The organism is Azospirillum sp. B510, from assembly GCF_000010725.1.
GTDB lineage: Bacteria > Pseudomonadota > Alphaproteobacteria > Azospirillales > Azospirillaceae > Azospirillum > Azospirillum lipoferum_B.
Window position 1 is genome coordinate 31,874 of the sequence record NC_013860.1, and the last position, 25,345, is coordinate 57,218.

General features: G+C 64.2%; 20 protein-coding genes. 11 read left to right on the forward strand and 9 right to left on the reverse strand.

The window, feature by feature from the left end:
- Positions 1–91 precede the first annotated feature (91 nt).
- Entirely contained in the window at positions 92–1,726 is a 1,635-nt protein-coding gene (locus AZL_RS32395; RefSeq protein WP_012978577.1) for a DUF1800 domain-containing protein, read from the forward strand.
- A gap of 14 nt (positions 1,727–1,740) precedes the next feature.
- The gene (locus tag AZL_RS32400; RefSeq protein WP_012978578.1) at positions 1,741–3,030 is read left to right on the forward strand and encodes a DUF1501 domain-containing protein; all 1,290 of its coding nucleotides are present in this window, start codon (positions 1,741–1,743) and stop codon (positions 3,028–3,030) included.
- A gap of 38 nt (positions 3,031–3,068) precedes the next feature.
- Here the strand turns inward: AZL_RS32400 and AZL_RS32405 are convergent, their stop codons facing one another.
- The gene (locus AZL_RS32405) at positions 3,069–3,632 is read right to left on the reverse strand and encodes a GNAT family N-acetyltransferase (RefSeq protein WP_012978579.1); all 564 of its coding nucleotides are present in this window, start codon (positions 3,630–3,632) and stop codon (positions 3,069–3,071) included.
- A 46-nt stretch (positions 3,633–3,678) separates the two neighbouring features.
- Positions 3,679–4,458, reverse strand: coding sequence for an SDR family NAD(P)-dependent oxidoreductase (locus tag AZL_RS32410; RefSeq protein ID WP_012978580.1), 780 nt, complete (start codon positions 4,456–4,458; stop codon positions 3,679–3,681).
- Between the two features lie 238 nt (positions 4,459–4,696).
- Between AZL_RS32410 and AZL_RS32415 the strand changes: the two genes are divergently transcribed.
- The 7 genes from AZL_RS32415 to AZL_RS32445 all read left to right on the forward strand — a co-directional run bounded on the left by AZL_RS32415 (position 4,697) and on the right by AZL_RS32445 (position 13,841).
- Entirely contained in the window at positions 4,697–6,067 is a 1,371-nt protein-coding gene (locus AZL_RS32415) for a type II toxin-antitoxin system HipA family toxin (protein ID WP_012978581.1), read from the forward strand.
- Complete coding sequence (locus tag AZL_RS32420; protein ID WP_012978582.1) at positions 6,054–6,350, forward strand: helix-turn-helix domain-containing protein; 297 nt, start codon at positions 6,054–6,056, stop codon at positions 6,348–6,350. Before AZL_RS32415 ends, AZL_RS32420 begins: the two co-directional genes overlap by 14 nt.
- A 127-nt stretch (positions 6,351–6,477) precedes the next feature.
- Positions 6,478–7,572: a 3-oxoacyl-ACP synthase III family protein gene (locus AZL_RS32425; protein ID WP_012978583.1), complete on the forward strand. Its 1,095-nt coding sequence runs from the start codon at positions 6,478–6,480 to the stop codon at positions 7,570–7,572.
- 84 nt (positions 7,573–7,656) lie between these two features.
- Positions 7,657–8,169 carry a dTDP-4-dehydrorhamnose 3,5-epimerase family protein gene (locus AZL_RS32430; protein ID WP_247894594.1) on the forward strand — a complete coding sequence of 171 codons (513 nt, stop codon included), beginning with the start codon at positions 7,657–7,659 and terminating at the stop codon, positions 8,167–8,169.
- Positions 8,170–8,324: 155 nt separating this feature from the next.
- Positions 8,325–9,566 (forward strand): tetratricopeptide repeat protein, encoded by a 1,242-nt coding sequence (locus AZL_RS32435; RefSeq protein ID WP_012978585.1) that lies wholly within the window; start codon positions 8,325–8,327, stop codon positions 9,564–9,566.
- A 221-nt stretch (positions 9,567–9,787) separates the two neighbouring features.
- On the forward strand, positions 9,788–10,852 hold the full coding sequence (locus AZL_RS32440; protein WP_158306032.1) for a radical SAM/SPASM domain-containing protein: 1,065 nt from the start codon (positions 9,788–9,790) through the stop codon (positions 10,850–10,852).
- 58 nt (positions 10,853–10,910) lie between these two features.
- The gene (locus AZL_RS32445; protein WP_042446950.1) at positions 10,911–13,841 is read left to right on the forward strand and encodes a tetratricopeptide repeat protein; all 2,931 of its coding nucleotides are present in this window, start codon (positions 10,911–10,913) and stop codon (positions 13,839–13,841) included.
- 189 nt (positions 13,842–14,030) lie between these two features.
- Here the strand turns inward: AZL_RS32445 and AZL_RS32450 are convergent.
- From AZL_RS32450 to AZL_RS32485, 7 genes are all read right to left on the reverse strand, one after another.
- A protein-coding gene (locus AZL_RS32450) for an IS3 family transposase (RefSeq protein WP_247894349.1) occupies positions 14,031–15,520 on the reverse strand; the annotation gives its coding sequence in 2 pieces (ribosomal slippage) (positions 14,031–15,094 and positions 15,094–15,520; 1,491 coding nt in all).
- 343 nt (positions 15,521–15,863) lie between these two features.
- The gene (locus AZL_RS32460; RefSeq protein WP_012978588.1) at positions 15,864–18,704 is read right to left on the reverse strand and encodes a glycosyltransferase; all 2,841 of its coding nucleotides are present in this window, start codon (positions 18,702–18,704) and stop codon (positions 15,864–15,866) included.
- A 52-nt stretch (positions 18,705–18,756) separates the two neighbouring features.
- Positions 18,757–19,449: a TylF/MycF/NovP-related O-methyltransferase gene (locus AZL_RS32465; protein ID WP_247894595.1), complete on the reverse strand. Its 693-nt coding sequence runs from the start codon at positions 19,447–19,449 to the stop codon at positions 18,757–18,759.
- 71 nt (positions 19,450–19,520) lie between these two features.
- Positions 19,521–20,504 (reverse strand): aldo/keto reductase, encoded by a 984-nt coding sequence (locus AZL_RS32470; protein WP_148219821.1) that lies wholly within the window; start codon positions 20,502–20,504, stop codon positions 19,521–19,523.
- A 5-nt stretch (positions 20,505–20,509) separates the two neighbouring features.
- Positions 20,510–21,475: an NAD-dependent epimerase/dehydratase family protein gene (locus AZL_RS32475; protein WP_012978591.1), complete on the reverse strand. Its 966-nt coding sequence runs from the start codon at positions 21,473–21,475 to the stop codon at positions 20,510–20,512.
- A 49-nt stretch (positions 21,476–21,524) separates the two neighbouring features.
- Positions 21,525–22,490: a transketolase family protein gene (locus AZL_RS32480; RefSeq protein WP_052293830.1), complete on the reverse strand. Its 966-nt coding sequence runs from the start codon at positions 22,488–22,490 to the stop codon at positions 21,525–21,527.
- Positions 22,487–23,320: a transketolase gene (locus tag AZL_RS32485; RefSeq protein WP_012978593.1), complete on the reverse strand. Its 834-nt coding sequence runs from the start codon at positions 23,318–23,320 to the stop codon at positions 22,487–22,489. Before AZL_RS32485 ends, AZL_RS32480 begins: the two co-directional genes overlap by 4 nt.
- A 237-nt stretch (positions 23,321–23,557) precedes the next feature.
- On the opposite strand from AZL_RS32485, the gene AZL_RS32490 reads away from it, so the two are divergent.
- Both AZL_RS32490 and AZL_RS32495 read left to right on the forward strand, forming a co-directional pair.
- Positions 23,558–24,595: a kinase gene (locus AZL_RS32490; protein ID WP_012978594.1), complete on the forward strand. Its 1,038-nt coding sequence runs from the start codon at positions 23,558–23,560 to the stop codon at positions 24,593–24,595.
- Positions 24,596–24,654: 59 nt separating this feature from the next.
- The gene (locus tag AZL_RS32495) at positions 24,655–25,239 is read left to right on the forward strand and encodes an NUDIX hydrolase (RefSeq protein WP_042446956.1); all 585 of its coding nucleotides are present in this window, start codon (positions 24,655–24,657) and stop codon (positions 25,237–25,239) included.
- The last annotated feature ends 106 nt before the right edge of the window (positions 25,240–25,345 follow it).

Consider the following 25,345-nt stretch of genomic DNA (forward strand, 5'->3'; position numbering starts at 1 on the left):
CCGCCGCCGATTCCATTTTTTGTCACTGTCCGGGGGGCTGACGGTCTGTCACTATCGCGTGGGGGGCTTGGTCGTCGGAGGTTGATCCACCATGGGCGGCACCGTCCCGAATCCGTCTTCCGTTTCCCTTGCCGTACCCTCTGCCGTCATCGTCCTCAACCGGCTCGCCTTCGGTCCGCGGCCCGCGGACTTCGAAGCCGACACCGGCGACACCGGCCGATCCGATTGGCTGGCCCGCTGGCTCGATCGCCAGCTTTCCCCCCCCGATCCTTCCTCTGACGAGCGTGACGACCCCGAGGTCGGGCGCCGTCTCGCCGAAGCGAAGCTGCGCATCCGCTATCCGGCCGGAGATGGCTGGGGCGCGGTGGACGAGGACCGGCCGCTGGCCTGCCTGGGCCAACCGATCGAGGCGCTGTGGCCGCTGGCCTCCAACCGTCCGGCGGTCGCCGGGCCGGAGCGGCAGAGACCGCGGATGGAGGTGGCCGCCGCCACCCTGATCCGCGCCGTCCACAGCCGCTGGCAGCTGCGCGAGGTGCTGGTCGATTTCTGGCACAATCATTTCAACGTCAACGCGGCTGGCGAGCCGGCGGTGGCCGCCGCCCTGCCGGTCTATGACCGCGCCGTGATCCGCCGCCATGCGCTGGGCAATTTCCGCGCCTTCCTGGAGGCGGTGGCGACCAGCAGCGCCATGCAGGTCTATCTGAACAACCGGTCGTCCCGCGCCGGCGCCGCCAACGAGAATTACGCCCGCGAGCTGTTCGAGCTGCACGGGCTGGGGCGCGACGCCTATCTGAACGCGCTCTACAACCGCTGGCGCGACGTGCCGGGGGCGCTCCGCGGCGCCCCCGACGGCTACATCGACCAGGATGTCTACGAGGCGGCCCGCGCCTTCACCGGCTGGACGCTGGAGGACGGCGCCGGGCTGGGTGGCGACGCCAAGCTGCCGGTGACCGGCCGCTTCACCTATGTCGAGGGCTGGCATGACGGCTACCAGAAGCGGGTGCTTGGGCGGGAGTTCGATCCTTTCCAGCCGCCGATGGCCGACGGGCACCGTGTGCTCGACCTCGTCGCCGACCATCCGGCGACCGCCCGCAACCTCTGCACCGCGCTGTGCCGCCGGCTGGTGGCCGACGACCCGCCGGCCGGGCTGGTCGCCCTGGCGGCGCGGGTGTGGACGGAGAACCGCAGCAAGCCGGACCAGATCGCCCGCGTCGTCCGCGCCATCGCGCTTTCCCCCGACTTCATGCGGATTCGCGACGCCAAGGTGAAGCGCCCGCTGGAGTTGGTCGCCTCCTTCGCCCGCGGTGCCGGCATCGACCTTGTCCCGACCAACCCGCTGCTGGGCGAGTTGGACGGCAGCGGCCAGCGGCTGTTCGGCTGGCCCGCCCCGACCGGCCATCCCGACCGGATGGAGGCGTGGCTGGGGGCCGCCGCCATGCGCCGGCGCTGGTCCCTGTTGCTCGGGCTGGCGGAGAATCGCTGGGAGACCGGGGCGATGGATCTCGCTTCCCAATTCCCGGCCCCGCTGCCGGCGGTGGCGGCGGTGGACCGCTGGCAACGGATTCTGCACGGCCGCGAGCCGGAACCGGCGACCACCGCCGCCATCCTGGCCGGCATGGGGCTGGCGGCCGATGCCATGCTGGCTCCCGGCAGCAAGGCCGGCGACGACCGGCTGCGGCGGGTCGCCGCCTTTGTGGCGATGGCGCCACGCTTCAACCAGCGTTGAGGGAGAGCTGAGCCATGACGATCTCACGTCGCGGTGTGATGCGGGGCGGGCTGGCGGCCGGACTCGGCCTGGCCGGTTGCGGGTTGACCGGGCTGCCCGGTGTCCGCAGCCTCGCCTTCGCCGCCGATCCCTCCGCTGCCGGTGTTTCCGCCGAAGCCCCGGCCGGGACGCTGGTGGTGGTGTTCCTGCGTGGCGGGGCGGACATGCTGGCGCTGGTGGCGCCGGCCGACGACCCCGACTATCGCGCCGCCCGCACCCCCGACCTGCGGGTGATGGCCGAGGGGCCGAGGGTGGGCATCCGGCTGGAGCAGACGCTGGCGCCGGCCCTCGATTTCCGCCTGCATCCGGACGCCGCTCCACTGGCGGAGCTCTATGCCGCCCGCCAGCTCGCCATCATCCACGCGGTTGGGCTGACCGACGGCACCCGCAGTCATTTCGTCGCCCAGGATCTGATGGAACGCGGCATCGCCCGCGAGGAGGAACTCGCCCGTACCGGCACCGGCTGGGTCGCCCGCTGGCTTGGGGACGGGGTGCATGAGGCGGCGGGGCTGGTTCCGGCCATCGGGACCGCCGCCGCTCCGGTCGCCGCCCTGGCCGGGATGGGTGGGGCGCTCGCCGTGCCCGACCTGCGCGGCGGGCTGGCTCCTCCCGGCGGGCCGCAGGCGGCGGCGGTGCTGGCGGCGCTGTCCCGGCAGGGTGACGGCGCCTATGAGCGGGCGGCGCGGGCGGCGCTCGACGGGCTGTCCACGGTCGACGGCCGGCTGCCGCGCGGCACCGACGGCAAGGTCGCCGCCTATGACGCGGAGGGCGGGGCCGTCTATGAGGAGACCGAGGCCGGGCGCGCCCTGCAAACGGTGGCGCGCGTGCTGAAGATGGACATCGGCCTGCGGGTGGCCTGCGTCGATGTCGGCGGCTGGGACACTCATGAGAACCAGCAGGGTCGCCTTGCCACCGCCGTTGGCCAGCTGTCGCGCGCCGTCGCCGCCTTCCATGCCGACACCCGGCGCTATGAGCGCGACCTGACGGTGGTGGTGATGAGCGAGTTCGGCCGGCGCCTGCGCGGCAACCGCAGCCAGGGCACCGACCATGGCCATGGCGGCGCCATGCTGGTGCTGGGCGGCCGGGTGGCGGGGGGGCGCATGCTGGGCCAATGGCCGGGGCTGGCCAGCCACCAGCTGGACCGTGGCGTCGATCTGGCGGTCACCACCGATTACCGGACGGTGCTGTCGGAATTGATCGGCCCGTCGGCGGCGCGTGGTTTTCCGGGGTTCCAGGGGACGCCGCTGGGGGTGTTGCGGGGGTGAGGAGCGGGGCGGTGGGCTCAGGATCGGCCCTGTCCCTCCTACCGCCACTCCCGCCCGTCCATGTCCTGGTAGATGCGGAAGCGCTCGCGCACCGCCAGCCAGTCCTCGGCCAGCATCTCGAAGATGTGCAGGTCGATCTCCTGCCCGTCCTTGACCACCTGGCGCTTCAGCACGCCGACCGGGCGGTAGCCGATCATCGGCTGGCCCTTCAGCAGCCGGGGGCTGTTGGTGCCCAGGATGTGGTTGACCACCTTGCGCAGCCCCAGCGTGAAGAAGACGTGGTTCAGCATGTAGGCGAAGTTCAGCGGGGCGGCGCCCATCCGCCCCGCCCGCTCGCCCATCAGCACGCCGAAGGTGGCGATCTTCCACTCCGGCTCGGTGATGGTGATGGAGACATGGCCGGCCGGCACGCCGTCGACGCAGAGGAGGCGGTGGACATAATCGTCGCGTTCCTTGCTGCGCCGCAGCCACGCCTTCTGCCGTTCCACGTCGTAGGCGACGGTGCTCAGCATCTGGCCGGCGATGTCGGGTCGGGTGCGCCAGCCGAGCAGCAGTTCGGCATGCTCCTCGGTCGGTTCGATGAAGGTCAGCGAGCCGCTCATGCCATCGCTCCCGGTTCCGTCCTGTCGGGGGGCCGCATCGCCGGCCTCAGGCGGTGCGGCCGCCGTCCACCGTGACGATGGACCCGGTCATCCAGCGGCTGGTGTCGGCGAGCAGATAGGCGATCATGTGGGCGATGTCGTCGGGATGGCCGAAGCCGAGAGGCTGCAACATGCGCAGATGCTCGTACTGTTCGGCGGTCAGCTTCTGCTTGCCGCGCTCGATCAACTCGGTCTCGACAATGGAGGGCACCACGCAGTTGACGCGGATACCGTCGCTCAGCAACTCCACCGCCAGCCCCTTGGTGGCGGCGATGATGCCGCCCTTGCTGGCGGCATAGACGACATTGCCCGGCGAAGCCGCCGTCGCCGCGGTGGAGGAGATCAACGCCATCGCCGCCCGTTCGGCATGGCAGCCCTTCTGCCGCAGCCCGCGGGCGAGCGCGAGCGCGCTGCCCAGGTTGGCCCGCATCACCTCGTCGAAGAAGGCGGCGGAGAAGATGCGGATTGGCCGCAAGGTCTGGATGCCGGCGCAGTGGGCGATGCCGTCGAGGGGCGTGTCGTCGGCGCACAGCCCCTTCACCCAGCCGGGCACCGCTTCGAGGTCCGACAGATCGAAGGGGGCGATGGCGTGGTCCTCTCCCTCCAGACGGTCGGCAGTTTCGGCCAGCCGTTCCTCGTCGCGGCCGTTCAGCACCAGCCGCGCCCCCAGCTTCGCCAGCACCACCGCCGTCGCCCGGCCGATCCCGGCCGACGCCCCGGTCACCAGGATGCGGCGGCCGGTCAGGTCCATGGGGTTGTAGGCGGCCGGGGGACTGGCGGCTGTCATGGCGGGGAAGTCCAGGTTGGTGGCGGGTCGGATGCGGACCATAGCACGACCACGGGCCGACATCAGCGCGTCCAGGGCTACGGCCATTTGGTGCGGGGCGCCCCGCCCGTTTCCGTCCGACAGCAACGGTATTGCCAATACCGGCTTACAAGAAAACATTCCATTGTGATGGTATGGTGTCTTGGTTATCCTGTCGAATATATTCTATTATAATGGAATATTTTTAGGGTGCGCCGTCATGGGTGACGATACAAGCCTGACCGTTCAGATTCATCATCACGCTGCTTGGCACGATGCCGCCGACTTGGCGGTCAGTGATGTCCAAGTTGGGATCCGCTCACCCACCCGGCTCGATTACGACCCTTTCTATTTCATCGCCTTCGGCAATGCGGAACTTGCCGAAGGCCGGCCGGTGACCGATTGGCGGGCGGTATCGGTCCGGGACCGGGTGGATATGGCGACGCATCGCCGGGACCATTGGCCGCCCTTCCTGCTCGACCTGCTGCCCCAGGGCCATGCCCGCCGCCGTCTGGCGGGCGAGATGAGGTTCGATCCCGATGACGAGGGCTTCGCCTTGCCGCTTCTGCTGCGTGGGGCGGGAAATCCCGTCGGCAATGTCCGCATCAAGCAGGCTTACGAGGCCGAGCAGGAGCGCCTGAGCGGCGAAACGGTGGCCGGGGTGACGCTGGACGAGGTTTTCGACCGTTCGCCGGCCTTCCAGGACATGGCCGGCCGATTCGCCCTGATCGCTTCGGGGTCGAGCGGCGTCCAGGGCGAATGGCCGAAGCTGCTGTTGACGCGCAAGGGTGACGGGCTGTGGTATCCCGATTCCCTGGTCGGGGATGACGAGGCCCGCGACCATATCATCGTCAAGATGTCGCGGGCGAAGGGGCCGGAGGACCGCCTGATCCTGGCCTGCGAGGCACCCTATCTGGAGATCGCCCGCGGCTTCGGTCTGCGGGTCGGCCGACCGATGATCCACCGCGGCGACACGTTGGCGATCCCCCGCTTCGACCGTGCCGTGTCGGTGAACGGTGTGACACGGTTGGGCCAGGAAAGCCTGGTGTCCGCGGCAGGTGTCGCCGCCTTCGGTCATCAGACGACGCATGAGGCCTACATCGCCGTCCTCCATGCCGTCTGCACCGAGCCGGCCGGGGAGATCATCGAGTATGTGCTGCGCGACCTGCTGAACCGGGCGATGGGCGATACCGACAACCATGGCCGCAACACCGCCTTGCAGAAGCGTTCCGACGGCTGGATCGGCCTGACCCCGCGCTTCGATTTTGCGCCGATGGTGCTCGACCCGGGGATCATCGCGCCGTCGACCCGCTGGGAGTGCCTGCGCGGTAGCGGCTTCCCCATCCGGTTCGAGCGGATTTGCGAGGCCGCCGCCGCCGTCACTGGGAATGAGGGGGTGGGGGAACGGCTGGCCGGGGTGCTGTCGGCGAAGGCCGATGCGGTCGCCGCCCTGCCGGAGACTGCGCGCATCCATGGCGTGCCGGAACCGGTGATCGCCCGTGCTTTCGCCGCTTGCGGCGAGCTTGCCGCAGCGCTCGCGGCCCTGCCGACAAGTGGCTCAAGAAACAAGGACGGTGATGCCGCGCCGTAAGCCGCCCAGTCGCGAGGCGCTGCTGGAAGCGCGTCATGCCCTTCTGCGGATGGCGGAGGGGAGCGACCTGCCCTGGGCTGAAGGGGTGCGGGGCATGCGCCGCTGCTTCGGCATGACCCAGGCGGAGTTCGGGCGAGCCTTTGGTCTCACCACCCGGCAGGTCTCGCAACTGGAGACCGGGGCCGCCAATCCCACGGTGGCGACGCTGGAACGGCTGGCCCGGCCCTTCGGGTTGACCGTCGGCTTGATTCCGGAGCCTGGAGTGAAGGAGTGGGAGCGGTGACGGCGGGGCCATGTGACGCAATCAATCTTCTGGAAACCAATCCGGCGCCACTGTGCGCTATGGTGCCGGCCACCGGTTTCCGAAGAGGCCCTACCGGGCCCTTGAACACGCGAAGGACAGGACAGCCATGAAAGCCATCATCGACGGCATCCGGATCGCCGGCCTGCGCGCGGTGGTGCCGCCCCAGCGCCATTCCTTCGTCGAGGATCCGGGCATGTTCACGGTGGAGGAGGCGAAGAAGCTGGCCGCCACCATCGGCGTGCAGGAGCGCCGTGTGCTGCCGCCGCCCTATTGCGCGTCGGACCTCTGCCTCGCCGCGGCGGAAGGGCTGATGGAGCAGCTCGGCTGGGATCCGGCGACGGTGGAGGTGCTGGTCTTCGTCTCTCAGGACGCCGATTACGTGCTGCCGGCGACCGCCTGCATCATGCAGCACCGGCTGGGGCTGCCGACCAGCGCGGCGGCTTTCGACGTGCCGCTGGGCTGCTCGGGCTATGTCTACGGCCTGTGGATCGCGGCGAAGCTGCTGGGCGGGTCCTCGGCCAAACGGGCGCTGGTGCTGTGCGGCGACAACCCGACCCGCCATCTGCACCCCGAAGACCGCGCCACCCTGCCCTTGTTCGGCGATGCCGGATCGGCCACCGCGCTGGAGGTCGACGCGGCGGCGCCGTCCATCCCGGTGGTGATCGGCACCGACGGCGTCGGCGCGCCGCACATCTTCGTCAAGGCCGGCGGCAAGCGCCATAGCCTGATCCCGCCGGTCGGCACCGCCGGCCGGATCGCCAACCAGGAGGCCGCCGCCCAGTTGGAGCGCGACTCCCGCCTGACGCTGAACGGGGCGGAGGTGTTCTCCTTCACGCTGCGCGCCGTGCCGCCGCTGCTGCGCGAGGCGATGGAGCATGCCGGCACCGACGTCGAGGGCATCGAACGCTTCGTCCTGCACCAGGCCAACGCCTTCATGCTGGAGCATCTGCGCAAGCGCGTGAAGGCGCCGGCCGACCGCTTCGTCATCGACATGCAGGGCTTCGGCAACACCAGTTCCGCCTCCATCCCGCTGGCGATCTGCCACAGCATGGGGGCGCAACTGTCGGCGGGGCCCGTCAAGACGCTAATGGCCGGCTTCGGGGTGGGCTGGTCCTGGGGAGCGATGGTGGCGGAGCTGGGGCCGATGCCGGAGCCGCAGGTGGTGGATTTGCCGGACGGCTATCCGGTGCTGGCGGTGTGAGATACCGGGAGGTGGATGAACGCTCGACGCCTGCCCCTCCCCAACACACACGATATCCTTGGAAAATATAAGGTAAATGTGATCATGATGAACGTTTCTCGTACCAAGCTTGATGGGGTTCTTGCCATCGATCCCCCCACTCGCTTTGAGGATTTTCGGGGTGAATATGTGGAGCTTTACAATAAAGAGCTCTACCATCAGGCTGGGATCACCCAGGATTTCATCCAGGATGATATCTCCGTTTCTTCCATGAATGTCCTCAGGGGACTGCATGGCGATGCCAAGACTTGGAAGTTGGTCAGTGCTCTGGTGGGGCGCTTCTACCTCGTGGTGGTGAACTGGGACGAAACCTCACCTCAATACCGGATGTGGGAGGCCTTCACCCTATCGGATCGGAACCGTCGCCAGATCCTGATCCCGCCGAAATTCGGCAACGGCCATCTGGTCATGAGCGAATATTGTGTGTTCCATTACAAGCAGACCACAACCTATGAAAGGGAGTCTCAGTTCACCATCCACTGGGATGATAAGGATGTTGGAATTTACTGGCCCGTCCAGAGCCCCATACTGTCGATGAGGGATGCGGGCGTGCCGTGATGCCCATAGCATAGGTCCACCGGAATCCCCGGTCCGACGGACGATGGAACCGCTCCTGTCAACCGTCTGTGCGCACCTGCGCCTTGCCGAAGTAAGGCTTGCTTCAGGCGTCGGAACAATGGCACCAATCGTAAGGGTAGACCGGGGACGGTGTCATGCAGAACAACCGCTTAGAGCAGATCGATGTTGGCGCGTGGCGGACAGCCATTCGGCAGGACACGTTTGCGTACTACCATTATAAGATGGGCGTCGCCCTGGAGAATACTGGAAGTACGGAGGCGGCCCTGGCCGCTTACGAGCGTGCGATCAGCGAGAAACCCTCGCATGGATCAAGCCACTGGTGTCTTCTGGCGCTTTTGGAACGAAGCGGTGGCGGGACGCAGCTGGAAGCGGCTCGCGACAGGGCCCTCCGCCTCTGCCCCAATTATCAGGATCAATGGACGGAAGAGCAGGCCGCTGCCGCCATCGTTGCAAACCGTATTGACGAAGCGGTGACGCTGTTGCGCAGTGTCACAAGGCCATCGGTGCATGGTGCCCAGTTGTGGGCGGATCTGGCCAGAGTGTACCGGCTGCGGGGCCTTTCCGAGGAAGCGCTGTCCTTTGCCAATACGGCATTGGAAACAGCCCCCGATCTGTGTGAAGCGCATCGGGAAAGAGGGCTGCTGCTTCGTGTGCGGGGCAAGCTCTCCGAAGCTCTGCATTCTCTGGAAACAGCCGCGCCTGCCTTTCCTTTCGATCTTGAGGTGGCCGGAAACCTCGCTTTTTGCTATTTGGCATTCCTGCGTTTCGACGCTGCCTTTTCCATCACCGAAAAGCATTGTAAACAACCGAGCCCCAACCAGTTTTGCAACTTGGCACATGTCACAATACTTCATGTGATGGGCCGTTATGACGAGGCTGTGGATTTTATTCGTTCCCTGCTGCTGGTGGATGATTCGGCTTCCTGGTGGCTTGCCTGTTACGAGGGGCTTGTGGTTCAGGCGATGGGGCGTCTCCCCGATGCCTTGGCATGCTATGAGAGAGCCTTGAAAGAGAGCCGCGACGACTGCAAGCCGATGGTTCACAGCTTTATCGGCCTCGGTCTTCAGGAGGCTGGCGATGTACAGGGGGCGTTGGACCAGCATTCGGTGGCAACCGGCAACAGCGCAGCCAACGCCTGGATGTTGGGAAACCATGCCTTGGCCCTTTGGAAAGCGGGACGGGAAGCCGATGCCGATGCTTTGCTCGTCCGCTCGCTCTCCTGTGATGACACTCCCAACATCCCAATCGAAATCCATCAAAGACCCTCTTGGGCACGGCCGTATTTCAAAGACGCCTATGCGCGCTTGCGTTCATCCGGCACCGTAATGCCGGATATGCTTGAGTGGTGGCTTGTACAAGAGGCAAAGCAAGTATAGGAAAATTCTGGGAAATTATGGATTTCGTGAAAAACGTAGGGGATTTCTTAGGGTCTTCAATAAAAATCTAGACAGCTTCTATAGATTACTTGTGATGCCATCAGGAATAAATTTGATGCACTATGCAAATATTAACTGGTGACTTTCTCAAGTGAATAAAGCGTTAATTAAAAATTAACAATGAGTGAGATACAGTGTGATCTATAATGGAGGAGCAGGCCATGGCTGATGTTCGACCTTTTCGTGATCATTACGATAATAAAGACATCATTCCTTTGCGGGATCTATTGCCTCTGGATGTTCCATTTGCCATCAACATAGACCCGGCGAACGCTTGTAATTTCCGCTGTACGTTCTGTCCTACCGGAGACCTTGATATGCTCCGTACGGTTGGACGACCGAAAGGAGCAATGAATTTTGACCTTTTCCGGAAGATTGTCGACGACATCGCCGATATGGTGGCGACTTCCGGAAAGCGGATCGAGAAACTCAATCTGCACAAGGACGGCGAACCGCTGATCAACAAAAAACTTGCGCAGATGATTGCATATGCCAAGGCGGCGAACATCGCTGTTTCCGTTGAAACTACTACCAATGGTTCCCTGCTCGACGAGAAGCGGGCGGTGGAACTGGTCGAATCCGGCCTCGATGCCATCCGTATTTCTGTCGAGCATGTTACGGAGACCGGATACAAGGATGTAACGTTAACTTATTCGAATTATGAAGCAATCAAAAGAAATGTGAAATTTCTTTATCATTATAAGAAGAGTGTGAACAGCCGTCTCCATGTTCATTGCAAGATAGTCGACAGCGGTTTTTCCCAAGAGGAAAAAGAAAAATTCTTTGATGATTTTGGGAAAATCTGCGACTCCATTCATATAGACACATTGATGGGGTGGTCCCGATCCAACGAGAGAGATTGGATGCTGGGAACGGAACCCGAAACGGGAGTGTATGGGTTTTCGAAAATCCGGGAACGCCAGACCTGTTCCGAACCATTCACAAAACTCGCCATCAACTTCGATGGAACGGTTTCCGTCTGCTGTGTCGACTGGAGCCACAGCACCGTCGTCGGTGATACGCGCCGGCAGCGCGTGGGGGATATCTGGCGAGGGGCCGCGTTGCAGGAATTCCGTCGGATGCATCTGGCGGGCCGGCGAAACGAAAACAAGGCCTGTGCCGACTGCCATTACATGAAGGGGTTGCCGGCCTGCTCGTTCATCGATGATGACGTGGAGCGTCTGATGCCGCTCTTCAGCGGCCCCGTGGAGGGTGCGGTGCCGTGACGACACCCTGCGCCCGCTCCCCTTTCCACTGCTGTTGAATCATCTCGGGTCAGGAAGAATGCAGCCAGACATCGATGGCATCCGCCAGACGCTTCTTGAGCTTCTGGCGCGGTTGGAATGCCACCACGCTTCCGCGGAAGGGAAAATCTGGCGCAATCCTCCCGAGCATGGCGTGTCCTTGCCCGAGGAAACACTGACGGTTTTCGAAGCCACGCTGCGCAGTCGCCTGCAGCAGCGTCCCGCCGACCGGAAAGAGCTTTATTTTCTGCTGGGTGCATGCCGCTTGCTGAAGGCCGATCTTGGATTTGCAATCCAGGCCTTCCATCTGTGTGTCGCCGAGGACGAGGAGTGGGCTCCCGGCCATGTCTGGCTTGGGCACCTGCATTTCGGCATGGGCGCCTTGGTGCTGGCCTGGGCATGCTACCGCCGGGCCTTGGTTCTGCAACCCGATGACGCACGGCTGTACCGGCATCTGTCCTGTTCAGTCTATGCGAAAGATACCGCGATGGCGAGTTCGCTGCTCGAACGCGCGATTCGACTGAACTGCACCTATGTCGAAGGGAGGCGGAATCTGGCCCGCTGCCGGCTTGCCCGGAACGCGTCTGAATCCTCGATCGGGAATTATCAGCGGGTGCTCGCCCTTGAGCCCGACCATGCGGAGGCTTGGCGCAACCTCGGCAACGTCATGTATGTGCTGCGGCGGCTGGACGATGCGGGCTTCTATTTCCGGCGGGCGCTGATCCTCGATCCCGCATCCGTTGCAATCAGGACGAGCCTTTCCGATGTACATTTGATCAGCAATCGCCCTGACGAAGCCGCGGCTCTGCAGCGGACTGTCATCGCTGACAGGGGGCGCGTGGCATCCGTCCAGACGTTGCCGGAGACGCTGGCGGAACTGCCGGAGAGCCTGTTTGCTCCCGAGACGGGCGATATCGCACGTCTGCTGGCGGGGGTGCTGCCGTCGGCGCATGCTTGGCGCGACGGGCCGGCCTGGGCGATCGTTGCCTATTCGAGAGGGCTTGAAGGCGATGCCCATGGATGCCTGGAAGCCCTCGACAGGGCGGTCATGGCTGCCCCCCGGCATGTCCTGTTTCAACTCGACCGGGAGCTTGCCAGGCTGATGATGTCCGATGATGCGGACGCAGCCACCGAATTGGGCCGGCTCTTCGCCACCGGGGACGCAGTCTGCAACAACTGGCTGGAAAGCGTCGTCCTGCACGAAGCGTTCAATGGCATGGACCTGCTCGGCAGCTGGTGGCGCAAGACCCTGACACAGACTCCCTCGGTATGGCGACGCTTGCAGTCCGTTCTGCCGCTTGTGTTGGATGGCCCGGAAACCGCCGACGATGGCCGCTATCGATTGGTGCTGAGCGCCCTGACCTGCGAACCGGATGGTTCCGGCCCGTGGCCCGATCACCTGCGCCGTTGGGCGGAGCTGCATCGCGGCGCCGACCGTAGCGCCTGCCAGACTGCGCTGTATCAGGCTTGGCGCCTGATACAGTTTTGGGAAGACCGGGACATGCCGATGTGCCGGGCCGTTGCCGACGTTCTCTTCGAACAGGACGACCTGCTGCTGTCGGCCTGGCTGGAGGCCTTTGGCATCTCCAATGCCCGAGCCGGCTGCGCCGATCCCTGGATGGAGGCGATGTTCGCCGGAACGGCCCGCATGCTGGAGTTCACAAGGAACCGTCCGGACCTTGACGACCTGCTTCCCCACATCCTGCTGGCAGCCTGCTTCCTGGCACGCAGCGATGCAGTCTATGCCCTGGTCACGCGGTTCTGGATCGAACGGCTGCGGGGATGGGAACACTGGCACCGGTTTGCCGGTGAAATTCCTGCCCGAATTCCTGCCTCCGCCGCAGACCGGAAAATGCGTGTCGGCTATGTCGTCCATGACTTCCGATATCAGGATTTCTGCCCAGAACACAATGTCGTGCGGCTTCACGACACCGAACGCTTCGATGTGAGCGTCTTTTTCGCAACGCCGCAGCACAGCCCCACGGCGCGGCGGCTGGAAGGGTTGCCGCCGCTGTTGAGGGATTTCCCGGGACGGGTGCATAACATCAATGGCCTGGCTCCGGAGGACAGCGCCGCCCTCATCAACGCGGAGGGCGTCGGCGTGCTGTTCGACACCTTCGGTTGGTGGGCCGGGGAAATCCCCCGGATCTTTGCCCAGCGTCCGGCACCCGTGCAGGCGACATGGTGCGGTCTGAGCCGCCCGGGCAAAGAGGACATCATGGATTACATCGTCGGGAACGACGACCTGTTCCGTCCCGGTGAGGAGGACGGCCTTCCGGAGGGTGTCGTCCGTCTGGATGGAGCCTACATCCCGGTCAAGCCGCGAACCCATGTTCCGCAGCCGTTGTCCCGCTCCGCACTTGGAATTCCGGAGGACTGCTTCGTTTTCCTTGGCTATCACCAAGTCATGAAGATTAACAAGAAAACGCTCGATCTCTGGATGGAGGTCTTGCGCAATTGTCCCAACAGTATCCTGATCCTCAACTGGACGAACCCGTGGATAATCCGTAATCTTGCACGCAGTCACGGCATCGATGCATCTCGCATCATGTTTTTCCGCTTTGTGAGGACCGAGGTCGAACATCTGATGCGCCTGGGAGTGGCGGACCTGTTCCTCGACACCAATCCTTTCACCTCCGCCGCATTGACGGGGGCCGATGCCCTGTACATGAAGGTCCCTCGAATCACGTTGGTCGAAGCGAACCTGTATTCCCGTTTTGGGCAGATCATGATGAACGGCATCGGTCTGAACGACTGGGTGTGCCATGATCGGAAGGAATTCATCGAACGTGCCGTCGCTCTTTACCGCACCCCGGAAGACGTCCAAGCCATCAGGCAGCGGATCGGGTCGCAGGTAATCCATTCGGAGTCCCTTGATCCCGCAAAAATCCTGCGCAAACTGGAAAAGGCGATTGAAGTCATGTGGGATCGCCATTGCACAGGGCTGCCGCCGACATCTTTTCGGGTTTAGAGCATCCAACAGAATCATCTTTGGATGAAACACCAGCAGATGAGGCTGGCGGCTATTTGATGGAATGCGGTGAAGATGTCGGCGCTGCGCCCACCGACAGTGGGCGAAGTCGCAGCCCTTGTCCGCGTACTGTTTGGCCGGGCGTCGTCCGGAACGTGTCAACGACTGTGAGACAGCCCGAGTTATGAATTAGGCTTGGATGGTCTCTGGCTTTTGCGGCGGATTGATCCAGACTTCGATTGGCTTTGCGGGTGGTTGAGGCGCTTTGCGAACGAAACGCTCCGGTGTGCGGCGAAAGGCACGGTCGAGGGTTTGCTGGCGGGCGGCATGGACGGCGTCGGCTTGGCCGTAATGGACTTGGTCTGGGGTCATCAGGCCGATGCCGGCATGGTGGTGATCCCGGTTGTACCAGGTGAAGAAGTCCCGGCAGAAGGCCCTGGCATCCTCGATGGAGCCGAAGCGCTTGGGGAATTGCGGCTGATATTTCAGGGTCTTGAAGTGGGCCTCCGAGAACGGGTTGTCATTGGAGGTGTGGGGCCGGCTGTGCGATTTGGTGACGCCGAGGTCGGCGAGCAGGAGAGCGGTCGCCTTGGCCTTCATCGGGCCGCCTCGATCGGCGTGCAGGGTCAACTGGCCGGGTGGGACGGCGTTCTTGGTCAGCGTCTCCTCGAACAGCGCCTTGAACAGGGTGGCGCTCTCGGCATCGGCGACGCACCAGCCGACAACGCGGCGGCTGAAGATGTCGAGGATCACGTAGAGGTAGTAATAGGACCACTTCATCGGCCCCATCAGCTTGGTGATGTCCCAGGACCAGACCTCGTTCGGGGCCTTGGCCAGCAATTCGGGTTTCCGGTAGGCCGGATGACGGAGCTGGTCGCGGCGTTCGCGGACCTCGTCATGCTCCGCCAGCAGGCGGTACATGGTGCGGATGGAGCAATGATAGACGCCTTCATCGAGCAGGGTGGCGTAGACTTCCGCCGGGGCGAGATCGACGAAGCGCGGCTCGCGCAGAAGGGCGAGCACCGTCTGGCGCTCCTGGACCGCGAGCGCCCGCGGCGGGCGTGGCCGGGGGCGAGGCGCCGGTTCCCGGCCGGCCAGCCGGACCCGATGCCGATGGACGCTGGCGCGGGCGACGCCGACAGCGGCGCAGGCCGCACTCACAAGACCGCGGTCGGGGGCCAAGGTGGCGATCGCGCTCATCGCGGCGTCTCGTCGCTGTCGGCGGGAGGCAAGGCAATCCCCAGCAGGTCCGAGATTTTTTTTTGGACGTCGATGACCGCCTCGGCCCGTTCCAGGCGGCGCTGGAGGCGGGCGATGTCCTGGCGGGCCTTGGCCAACTCCGCCTCCAGCGGGTTGGCGGGAGCCGCCTTCGGCCCGCGCTTGAGCGGCTTCAGCGCCTCGAAGGCACCGGCATCGCGTTGCCGGCGCCAGTCGGTCAGGGCCGACGAATAAAGACCTTCCCGCCGCAGGATCGCGGCGATCCCACCGGTGTCCGCCGCCCGATCCGTCTCGGCGAGGATCCGCAGCTTCTCCGCCGCCGTGAAGGTCCGGCGCTTCGGACGCGACGAAAACTCCGGGGGAACTGCCACAGGCGCGGCAACAACCCGCGGCGTCTCACCGGCGTCGGGAACCGCCTCCGATACAGGGGCGGACAGGGGCATCTTGTTGGGCATAACCACGAAATCAGTTTCCTACCCCCTCAAGCTTAAACTTCAGGGGGCACGGTGTCTCACTCTCATTGGCACAGAGGGGTCTTGGCCGGCCAGCACATTGGCGGATTGCCGGCACGGCAGGCATCGACCAGCGCTTCCAGGAACTTGCCGTCGTGCCTGTTAGAGCGGATCAATCGGGGTTACGCTTCAAGTCGGGTCGGGTCCTACGCAGATCCGATCCGAAACGGGGGCGGAAGAACGTGATCCTGAGGATCACGTTATGCTGAGTTGTGGCGGGACCGGAAAGACCATCGGGGGCCGCTCGACCACGATCATCGGAAGCATCGAGGGGCCGTTGGATGGCCGGGATTCACAAGACGGACGATTTCCACGAGGCAGGTAGAACGATATGCGGCTCCTGCTGCCGCAAGACCTGCTCGCTCGCCAGTGCCTGCTTCAGGATGTTCGTGATCGGCCGGCCTTGAGGGCGTCCGGGGAAGCCGCGGGCGTGGTCGTCCATCGCTTGGTGGGACAGCTCTTGCCGCCGATCGGGGTTTTCAATCAGTCCAACCACCGCCTCGCGCAGGCGGCCGAACAGGGCCGGATCCCCTGGTTCATCCGGCCGCATGAAGCCACGGAAATCCTGGGAATAGGCACCACGATCGGCATCGATGACCAGGGCATCCGGCGGCATGGCCACCAGAACGCCGTTCCGGCCGTCCGCAATCATGTCACGGCAGCCAAAGGTGTCGGTCAGCACCGGCACAGCTCCGTAACGCATCGCGTTCAACGTGCTGTTCATATAGAAACCGGTTGACGGGGACAGGAAGATATCGGACTGCCGGAACAGGTCGTGATAGCTTGCGTAGTCGATCTTGGTCTCGATTAACCGGATATTGGGGTGGGTGACCGCAAGGTCACGCAAGGCCAAGCCCAGCGTGTCCGGCAGCGGCGTGCGCATGATCAGTCGCAGGTCGGGGTAACGCTCCACCAGTTCCCGGAACAGGGCCAGCACATACACCCCGCCCCGAAGGTAGAATTTGGTGGATGGATTCACGGCGCTCGCCGTGAACAGCAGGGTCGGTCCGCCCTCCCGTCGTCCGCCGGCCGACGAAGGGCGAAGAGTGATCGCCTGGCTGCGGGTTTCATCCGGCGTCAGATGATCCACCATCGCGGTTTTGCGCTCGATGGCAGGACTCTGGAAGAAGCGGCCGAGGAGCGACTGCCCCTCCTGGTAGGGGGAGTAGATCGCCAGACAATGCGGCGATTCCAGAAAAGCCCGGACGATCCAGTACAGAGGCGAGCGGTCGGCCGAGACGGCATGCCGCACATAAGGCTCGAAGGGCTGGAACATGGCCGGGATCAGATCGAGCAGAAGAGTATAGGGCCGCTGTCCAACCGTCATCGGAATGGTTGTCAGAAGATCCATGACTGCCCCTTGGCCGTCGTCGACCAGGGACAACGCCCGATGGCCGACGTAACGTGCGGCACTGGCCCGGTCGACCAGTGGATGCACGCCGGTCAGTGCGTCGCAGACACGCACGCAGTGATCGAACCCGGCCGCAAGCGCCGCCAGCGATCCGCCTTCGGCGGGAGCCGCCGGCAGGAACGACACTCCTTCGGCGGTGCGCAGAACATTGAGCGCGTCGGGATGGCTGCCGTCCGCAAGCTCGAAGGCGGCCCGCTTGTCCGGCAGAAGAATGCCCGATGCGGCACGAACGACCGGTCCGGCCGAATCCATCGCCCGCGGGGAGGCAGAGCGGGCACACCACGACAGGAACTCTGACCGCAGGCTAGGAGCGGCAAGCGCCGCCTCCATGCACACCGCCAGAGGCCGCAGGTCGGCCGGAGCCCGGTCATGCGCAGCCCGCGCCGAGGCGAATGCCTCGGCATAGCGTCCGCGGCGGGCCAGGATCTCGGCTTGGCGGTAATGGTCCTCGGCGGAGTCCGGATTGCAGAAGACCGCTTCCGCGGCGCTTGCCAGGGCGCCGTCGAGATCGCCGAGATTCGCCAGGAGACGGCGGCGCCAGCCGGCGGCCGCCCCTCTTTCGGCGCGGCCGCCGGCGGCGTTGGACACCCTGCCCAGTTCGGCCAAGGCATCCTCGTAACGGACCGCCGCGAACAGGTCGGCCACCGGCTTCAGGTCGAACAGACGGGCCTGGGAGGCGGGACCGGTATCCGCCGCGGCAGAGTTCCCAACTCCCGATTTTCCCGTTGCCGGAGCCGCCCGCCCGGCCGTCCCGGCATCGCGGCGGTTCCGTTCGTCCGGGCGGACGGGCCGCCAGACCACGTAGGAGAAGGTGTCGTTGAAGCGGGTGCCGAAGCGCTGCCGATGAACGGCCTCGATCACCACCTTGCCCTCTGCCTCCAGTTCCCGCAGGCGGGTCAGCAGGTTGGACAGGTAGTTGCGGCGTTCGTGATAGCGCAGGGCGAGGCGGTCGAGCAGATCCTCTTCGTCGTAGAGCTCGTTGATGCCCTCCACATGCACGCAGCGAAGCGGCTGGCTGGCCAGAAGATAGTCGAGGAACGGGCCATGGTTGGCGCCGACCTGTTCCAGCGCTCCGAAGGTCAGGACCGCCGCCCCTTCCGGCAGGCGGATGCCGTGGTCCGGGGCGAAGAAATCGAAGCGATGGCCGGAAACCGGCCAGCCGTAATGGTCGGCCATCGCCTGCATGATGCGGACGGACGCCTCCGCCCAGTCCAGCCCGACGACCGGCTTTCCGGGAAAGGTCTCGGCGAAATAGGCGACGTGGGAACCGGGGCCGCAGCCGAATTCATAGATGGCGCTTGCGTCGGCGAAGAAGCGCTGGGCGAGCCAGGCCCGGTAGGTCTTGGTGTAGTCGCGGATGAAATGGGGATTGTGCGGCCGCGCATACTGGCCGAACAGCCGCACCACCTCGTTGGGGCGGATGTATTTGGGCACCAGGCTATCGAGCCGATAGCCGTCGTTCACGAATTCGGTCAGGTTCTCGGTCCAGCCTGTCTCCCATTCGGGCTGGCGGTCCTTGCCGGACACCGAGACGGCGTTCGGCTCCAGCCGCTTCAGCGCCTCCAGGAGCATGCGGTCCCGCTCGGCCCCGGCCAGCTCCGTATAGCCGAAGTCGAAGCTGTCGAGGTAGGGCGCGCACCATCGGGCGACCTGTTCTTCGCTGCCCCCGAACAGGGCAGCCAGTTCGGCGACCCCCAGATTTTTTTCGATTGCCACTGTCATCGTTCCGGTTCCCCTCCCCCGCAGCCGATATTGTTGCGCCGGATGGGCGCGCCTATTCGATCACGGCGTAGGACATGGTGGAGCCGTAGGGCAGCCGGCGGATGCGCAGGTTCTTCAATCCGACCTCTTCCAGAACCGCCACGGTCTCGCCGGGCCACACCTCGTGGTTCAGCTCGTCGAAGGCGACGATGGCCCCCTTGGGCATCCGCGGCAGGAAATGGCGCAGGGCCGCGACGGTCGGCTCGTAGACGTCGAAATCCAGCCACAGGAGGCTGACCACCAGATGGGGGTTCTCCTCGATGAAGGATGGAATGGTCTTGCAGGCATCGCCGCGGACGAGGCGGACCTTGCGGATGTGCTTGAGGACGCGGTTCTGGTCGAACAGCGCGATGGCACGCTCCAGATCGGCTTGCGCATCCACGCCCAGGCCGCCGGCCTTGAGCTGGGCCGCCGTGCCGGTGCGATCCTTCTCGCTGACGTCCACGAAACCTTCGAAGGTGTCGAAGCCGATGACGTTGCGCAGATGGTTGAAGGGTTCGAAGATTTCGCTGAACTGCGCCCAACCCATCAGCCCGCCGCCGAACAGGACGCCGCATTCGACGATCGAGCCATGCACGTCCAGAACCTGCTTGAACAGCTCGTACCTGGATACGAAGCGGCGCAAATCCTGTGTCGGCACATATTTGGGGAAGTTCTGCAGCTTCTCGACGTTGGAGCCGATTCCTTCGGCGAAGTACTGCTCCATGCCGATACGGAAATCCACTTCCTCCGAAGTCGTACGCGACGGTTCGTGGAATCGGTTTGGGTCGCGCAGGCTCACGTTTGCTTTCCCCTTTGCTTGGCGGAACGATCGTAGAAGCTGTTGGAGGTGTATATGCGGCGGATTTCGGCAAGCTCCGCCTGGTCGAGCGGCGGCCATTCGGCCGCCCGGACATTTTCTTCGACCTCCATCGGGGTCATCATGCCTGGAATCACCGTCGCCACCGCATCGTCGGCCAGACAGAACTGCAAGGCGAGCTGGGTGGCGCTGCGCTGCCCCTCTCCGCCATACAGATGCCCGAACAGGCCGGGCGCCTCCGCCCAGCGACGGAGTTGGTCCGCCGGCCAGTTGGCGCGGTGATCGCGGCCGGTGAAGCGGTGTTCCCCGGACAGCGTGCCCGTCAGATAGCCGAAGCACAGCGGGGTGCGGGCGATGATGCCGGTTCCCCGCGCCCGCGCCAGGGCGAACAGGCCATCGTCCTGCGCCCGCTGGTCGATCATGTTGTAGTTGACCTGGACCGCCGGGAAATCGAACTCCTCCACGCCGGCCTTGGCGTCGGCGGGAGAGCGGGCGGACAGCCCCCAGGCGCGGATCCTGCCCTGCGCCTGGAATTCCTTCAGCGTGGCGATGATCTCCGGATCGGCGCGTAGCAGATCCAGCTCGGGGCTGTGCAGCAGGTAGAGGTCGACGTACCGGGTGCGCAGGCGGTCCAGGCTGGCCGCCAGCCCGTCGCGCAGATGCCCGACCGAGAAGTCCTGCGGCATGGCGAAGCCGCTGTGCGGCAGCAGCCCCACCTTGGTGCCGATGACGATGCGCTCGCGCACATCCTCCAGGGCGGCGCCCAGAACGCTTTCGCTGTGCCCGGTGCCGTACAGATCGGACGTGTCGTAGAAGGTGATGCCGCGGTCGAAGGCGGCGCGCAATGCGGCGCGCGAGACCTCGTCGTCCACCGGTCCGTAGGAATCGCCGCCGAGGCCCCAGGTGCCGAAGCCGATTTCAGAGACCGTCAGGCCGGTCTGGCCCAGGGGGCGGTACCGCATGGCGATCACCCCTTGCTCTTGCCGTACAGCCGGAGCCGGCTGCGGTCGTTCTCGTAGGCATCGGCGAACCAGCGGATCGTCCGTTCCAGCCCTTCGCGGAAGGGTGTGTAGGTGAAACCGGACAGTTCCACAAACCGCGAGTTGTCGTTGTTCTTGCGGAAGACGCCGTTCGGCTTGGTGGTGTCAAAGACGATCCGGTTGCGGTCTACGCCCATGATGTCGGCGATCATCAAGGCGATGTCGCGGATGCTGAGCTCTTCGGTGGTGCCGGTGTTGAGGACCTGCGCGTCTTCGTGATTGTGCAGCACCCACAGGAAGGCGCGGGCGACGTCGCGGGAATAGGTGTATTCCCGCAACGGGGTCCCGTCGCCCCAGATGACGATGGGTTCGTCGGTGTGGCGGTTCTCGTAGAAACGGCGGATCAGCGCCGGCAGCATCGGCGCGTCGTCATAATTGAAGTTGTCGTTCTCGCCGAAGATGCCGTTCGGGATCACGCCGACCACGTTCAGCCCGTATTCCTCGCGATAGCCGCGGATCGCCGGTTCGATCAGACGCTTGGCGAAGGACGACCCATAGTTCGACCCGTGCGGCGCGCCGTCGTGGATCGACTCCTCGCGCAGGGGCAGCGGCGCGTTCGGCGGGTACATGCCCGTGGTCAGGGTCATCAGCGTCTTGCGGATTCCCAGCTTGCGAGCCGCCTCCAGGACTGAGAAGGTCATCATGACGTTGTCGCGCAGCATGCTGCCCTGATGCTTCAGGCTAAGGCCGATGCCGCCGCTCACCGCCGCCAGATGCAGGATAGCATCGGCGCCGGATCCCTCGACGAAGCGCAGCGTCGCCTCCGCGTCGGTCAGGTCGCAGTCCCGCGACGTCAGGAATTCAAACTCGGTGCCGGGGTAGTCGCCGTGGACAGCCCGCACGGCGGAGCCAGCGACCGCGGAACTGCCGGTCACCAGAATCTTCTTGAACATGCGACCAAACCTCGTGTTTGAAATCCGTGTCTGTGCGGCTGGCAGCGCGTCACCGGCGGCCGGCCGCCCCCTGACGGCCGAGCCACTGCGTCAATCTCCCGACGACGCCGTCCACGTCCAGGCCGCGCCCGGCGTGCAGGGTGTCGCGGTCACCGTAGGCATACAGCAACTCGTCCGGAATGGCGAACCGCTTCAAGGGCTTCAGTATTTCGAGATCGGCCATCGCCTCGGCGACGATGCTGCCGACGCCGCCGTGGCTCGTGTGTTCCTCGATGGTGGCGACAGCCCCCGCGCCGGCGAGCGCCTGGCCGAGCAGATCGAGGTTCAGCGGCTTCAACCGGTAGAGGTCCACCACGCGCGCCGAAATCCCGAGAGTCGCCAAACGTTCGGCGACCTCGATGCCGCGATGCACCATGATCCCGGTCGCCACGAGCACCAGATCGCCTCCGTCGCGGACGACGCGCAGGCCGGCCGCGTAATCGTCCTGCCCACCCTGGTCCAGCAGAGGCCATTTGCCGCGGTCCAGCCGGATATAGCGGGGGCCGGACGCATGCGGGACTTGCGATGCCAGGGCAGCGGCCAGGGCCGACTCGGACGGCGACAGCACCTCCATATGCGCAAGGCTGCGCATCACGGCGATGTCCTCGGTCGCGTGGTGGGTCGGACCGTCGGTGCTGTAGGCATAGCCGGCTCCGACCGCCAGGATGGTGACCGGCTGCTTCATGGAGCAGATGTCGACCTTGGTCTGCTCCAGGGCGCGCAACGTGGCGAAGGTCGCGATCGAATAGACCACGACCTTCTTGCCGCGCATGGCCATCCCGGCCGCCGTCGACATCATGTTCTGTTCAGAAATGGCGGCGTTGACGAACTGGTCCGGCAGGTCCGCCCGGAAGCGGTCGAGGCTCGGCGCGCCGAAATCGTTCGACAGCACGACCACGTCGCGGTCGTCGCGCGCGATCCCGTACAATGTGCCGAAGAAGGCGTCTCGCATGTCGGTCTTGGACAGTATGGTCATGCGTCTTGTTCCAGCAGTTCGGCGCGCGCCTGTTCGATGATGTCCGACGTCACCGGCCGGACGTGCCAGATCGGATCGTTTTCGAACAGGGAAACGCCTTTGCCCTTGGTCGTCCGGGCGATGATGGCGAGGGGACGCTCCGATGCGCGCGGGCGTGAGCGCGGCAGGGCGGCCATCAGACTGTCGAAGTCGTGGCCGTCGTCGACGGTGACCACCTCCCACCCGAAGCTCCGCCACTTGTCGGCGAAGGGCTCCAGCGCGATGTAGTTTTCCGTGTAGTCGAGCGAGCCGATGCCGTTGCGGTCGACGATGGCCACGAGTTGCCCCAGCTTGTGCTGGGCCGCGAACATGGCGGCTTCCCAGACGGAGCCTTCCGAGCATTCCGCATCGCCCATCAGGACCACATGGAGATTGGGCAGCCCATCCATCCGGGCCGCCAACGCCATGCCGCAACCGAGGCCGAGACCGTGGCCGAGCGCGCCCGCCGTGACTTCGATGCCCGGGATTTTGTGATCGACATGGCCGCCCAGGCGACAGGAACCGCTGCGGTAGGCGGTGCGCGTCCATTCCTCGGGGAAGAAGCCTAGGTCGGCGAGCAGGGCGTACATGAGCGTCTCTCCATGCCCCTTGCTCAGGATAAAGCGATCACGTTCTTCCCAAGCGGGGTTTTGCGGATCAATCCGCAAAATTCCCCCGTAATACAAAGAAACCAAGATCTCAACAGAAGAATAGCAAGTCGAGATATGCCCGCCATGTGCGTAGCACATCTCCAAAACTTTTTGCCTTAGCCGTTTTGCCGTTCGGCGAAGCTCGCTGATGTCAGTTGCCATTCTTTGGTTCCATTGAGAATTCTAGTCAATTTCATGACAGGCAAAGGCGTCTTCCGCTAATGAACCACAGCCGTCACCCGGTCGCAATCCCAAGAGCCCAACCCTATTCGATGCAATTCTTGAACCAAAACCCGTCTTTTTCCTGGCGTGATAATTGCATTTCAAGAAAAATGCTTTGCGGTGTCGGTGCTTGGCGGGAAACTCTCCCCACACCGGCACGTTTCCAGGAGGATGACGATGATCATATCCCGCACCCCCTTCCGCATTTCGTTCTTCGGGGGCGGGACCGATTATCCGGCTTGGTACAAGGAGCATGGCGGGGCCGTTCTGGCCACGTCGATCGATAAATACTGCTATCTGTCCTGCCGTTATCTTCCTCCATTCTTCGATCAGAAATATCGGATTGTCTATTCCCGGATCGAACTTGCCAAGACCATTGGCGAGATCGAGCATCCCTCCGTCCGGTGCTGCCTGCAATACATGGGTATCACGGAGGGAATAGAGCTGGTTCACAATGCCGACTTGCCCGCACGCACGGGCCTTGGCTCCAGTTCATCCTTCACCGTCGGCCTTCTTCATGTTCTGAACGCACTGAAGGGCCAGATGTCCGACCAGCGCGGCTTGGCGGAACTCGCCATCCATCTGGAACAGAACGTCATCAAGGAGAATGTCGGCTCCCAGGATCAGATCCTGGCCGCTTTCGGCGGGCTGAAACACGTTACCTTCAATGCGGATAATTTTACCGTCCGGCCGGTTCCCCTTCCCCTGGCGCGAAAGGACGAGCTTCAAAGCCACCTGATGCTGTTCTACACCGGCATTTCCCGCATGGCATCGGATGTCGCGGCGCACCAGATCCGCAACATCCCAAACCGTCAGGGAGAGTTGATGGCCATGCGCCAGATGGTCGACGACGCCCTGGGCATTCTGAGCGGGGGAAGCGACATAGAGGATTTCGGCCTGCTGCTCCACGAATCCTGGCGACTGAAACGCTCGCTCTCGTCCCATGTTTCCACGAGCCTGATCGACGAGCTTTATGAAAGAGCCCGTGTGAACGGCGCATTGGGCGGCAAACTCCTGGGGGCTGGAGGCGGCGGCTTCTTCCTTGTCTTCGCGCCACCGGAAGCGCATCTGCGCATCCGCCAGGCGCTTGCCGGGCTTCTGCATGTTCCTTTCCGTTTCGAAGAAAGCGGCGCACAGTTGATCTTCTACAGCCCGTCCGAAGCGTTGCCCGTCGCCGTGCCGGCCTTGCCACAGACAGCCGGCGCGACGGCCTGACCGGCCGGTTCCCTTCCCTTTACCGGCGGCGGACATCCAGCCCCGTGCCGCGAGGTTTCATGCCCACACGGAACGAAAAGCCCCCCCTCACCCGCCTTGGACGGCGCCCGGCCTTCACCAACAAGGTATGGTGCGGATATTTCGACCACATCGTCGGCAACAACGGGACCGAAGTTGAAGACTATCTTGTCCTTGTCCCGCGTGGCGACCATCCGGACATGCTCTGTGGGGTGTCCGTTCTGCCCGTGCTTGACGGACGTGTCGCCTTGATGCGCGTCTTCCGTCTGGGAAGCGACCGCTGGGGTTGGGAAACGCCACGTGGCTTCGTCGATGCCGGAGAGCCTCCGGAAACGGCGGCCCATCGCGAGTTGGCCGAGGAAACCGGGTTGGCCTGCCCAGCCGGAAGCTTGGTTTCGCTGGGCTTCTACACCCCGGAGAACTCCACCATCCAGGCGCGTGGCGCCCTGTTCGCCGCCGAAGGCTGCGTCCGGGTCCAGGACCGGGACATGGCAGAGATTGGCCTTGGGGCGCTGCGTCTCTTCACCCTGGAGGAAGCGCTTGCCCTTGCCGACAGTTCGGAGATCGAGGATTCGTCGACCGCCCTCATGCTCTACCGTTATGCCCGTCGAAAATCCTACACATGACCGCAAAACGCGCCGGCAATTCCATTGCTTCCGCATGGGAAAATTTTGCCGTCCGGAGGCAGAATTTGCCGGGTTGCGGCAGAATTTGCCTAGCGGTGGCCAAAGC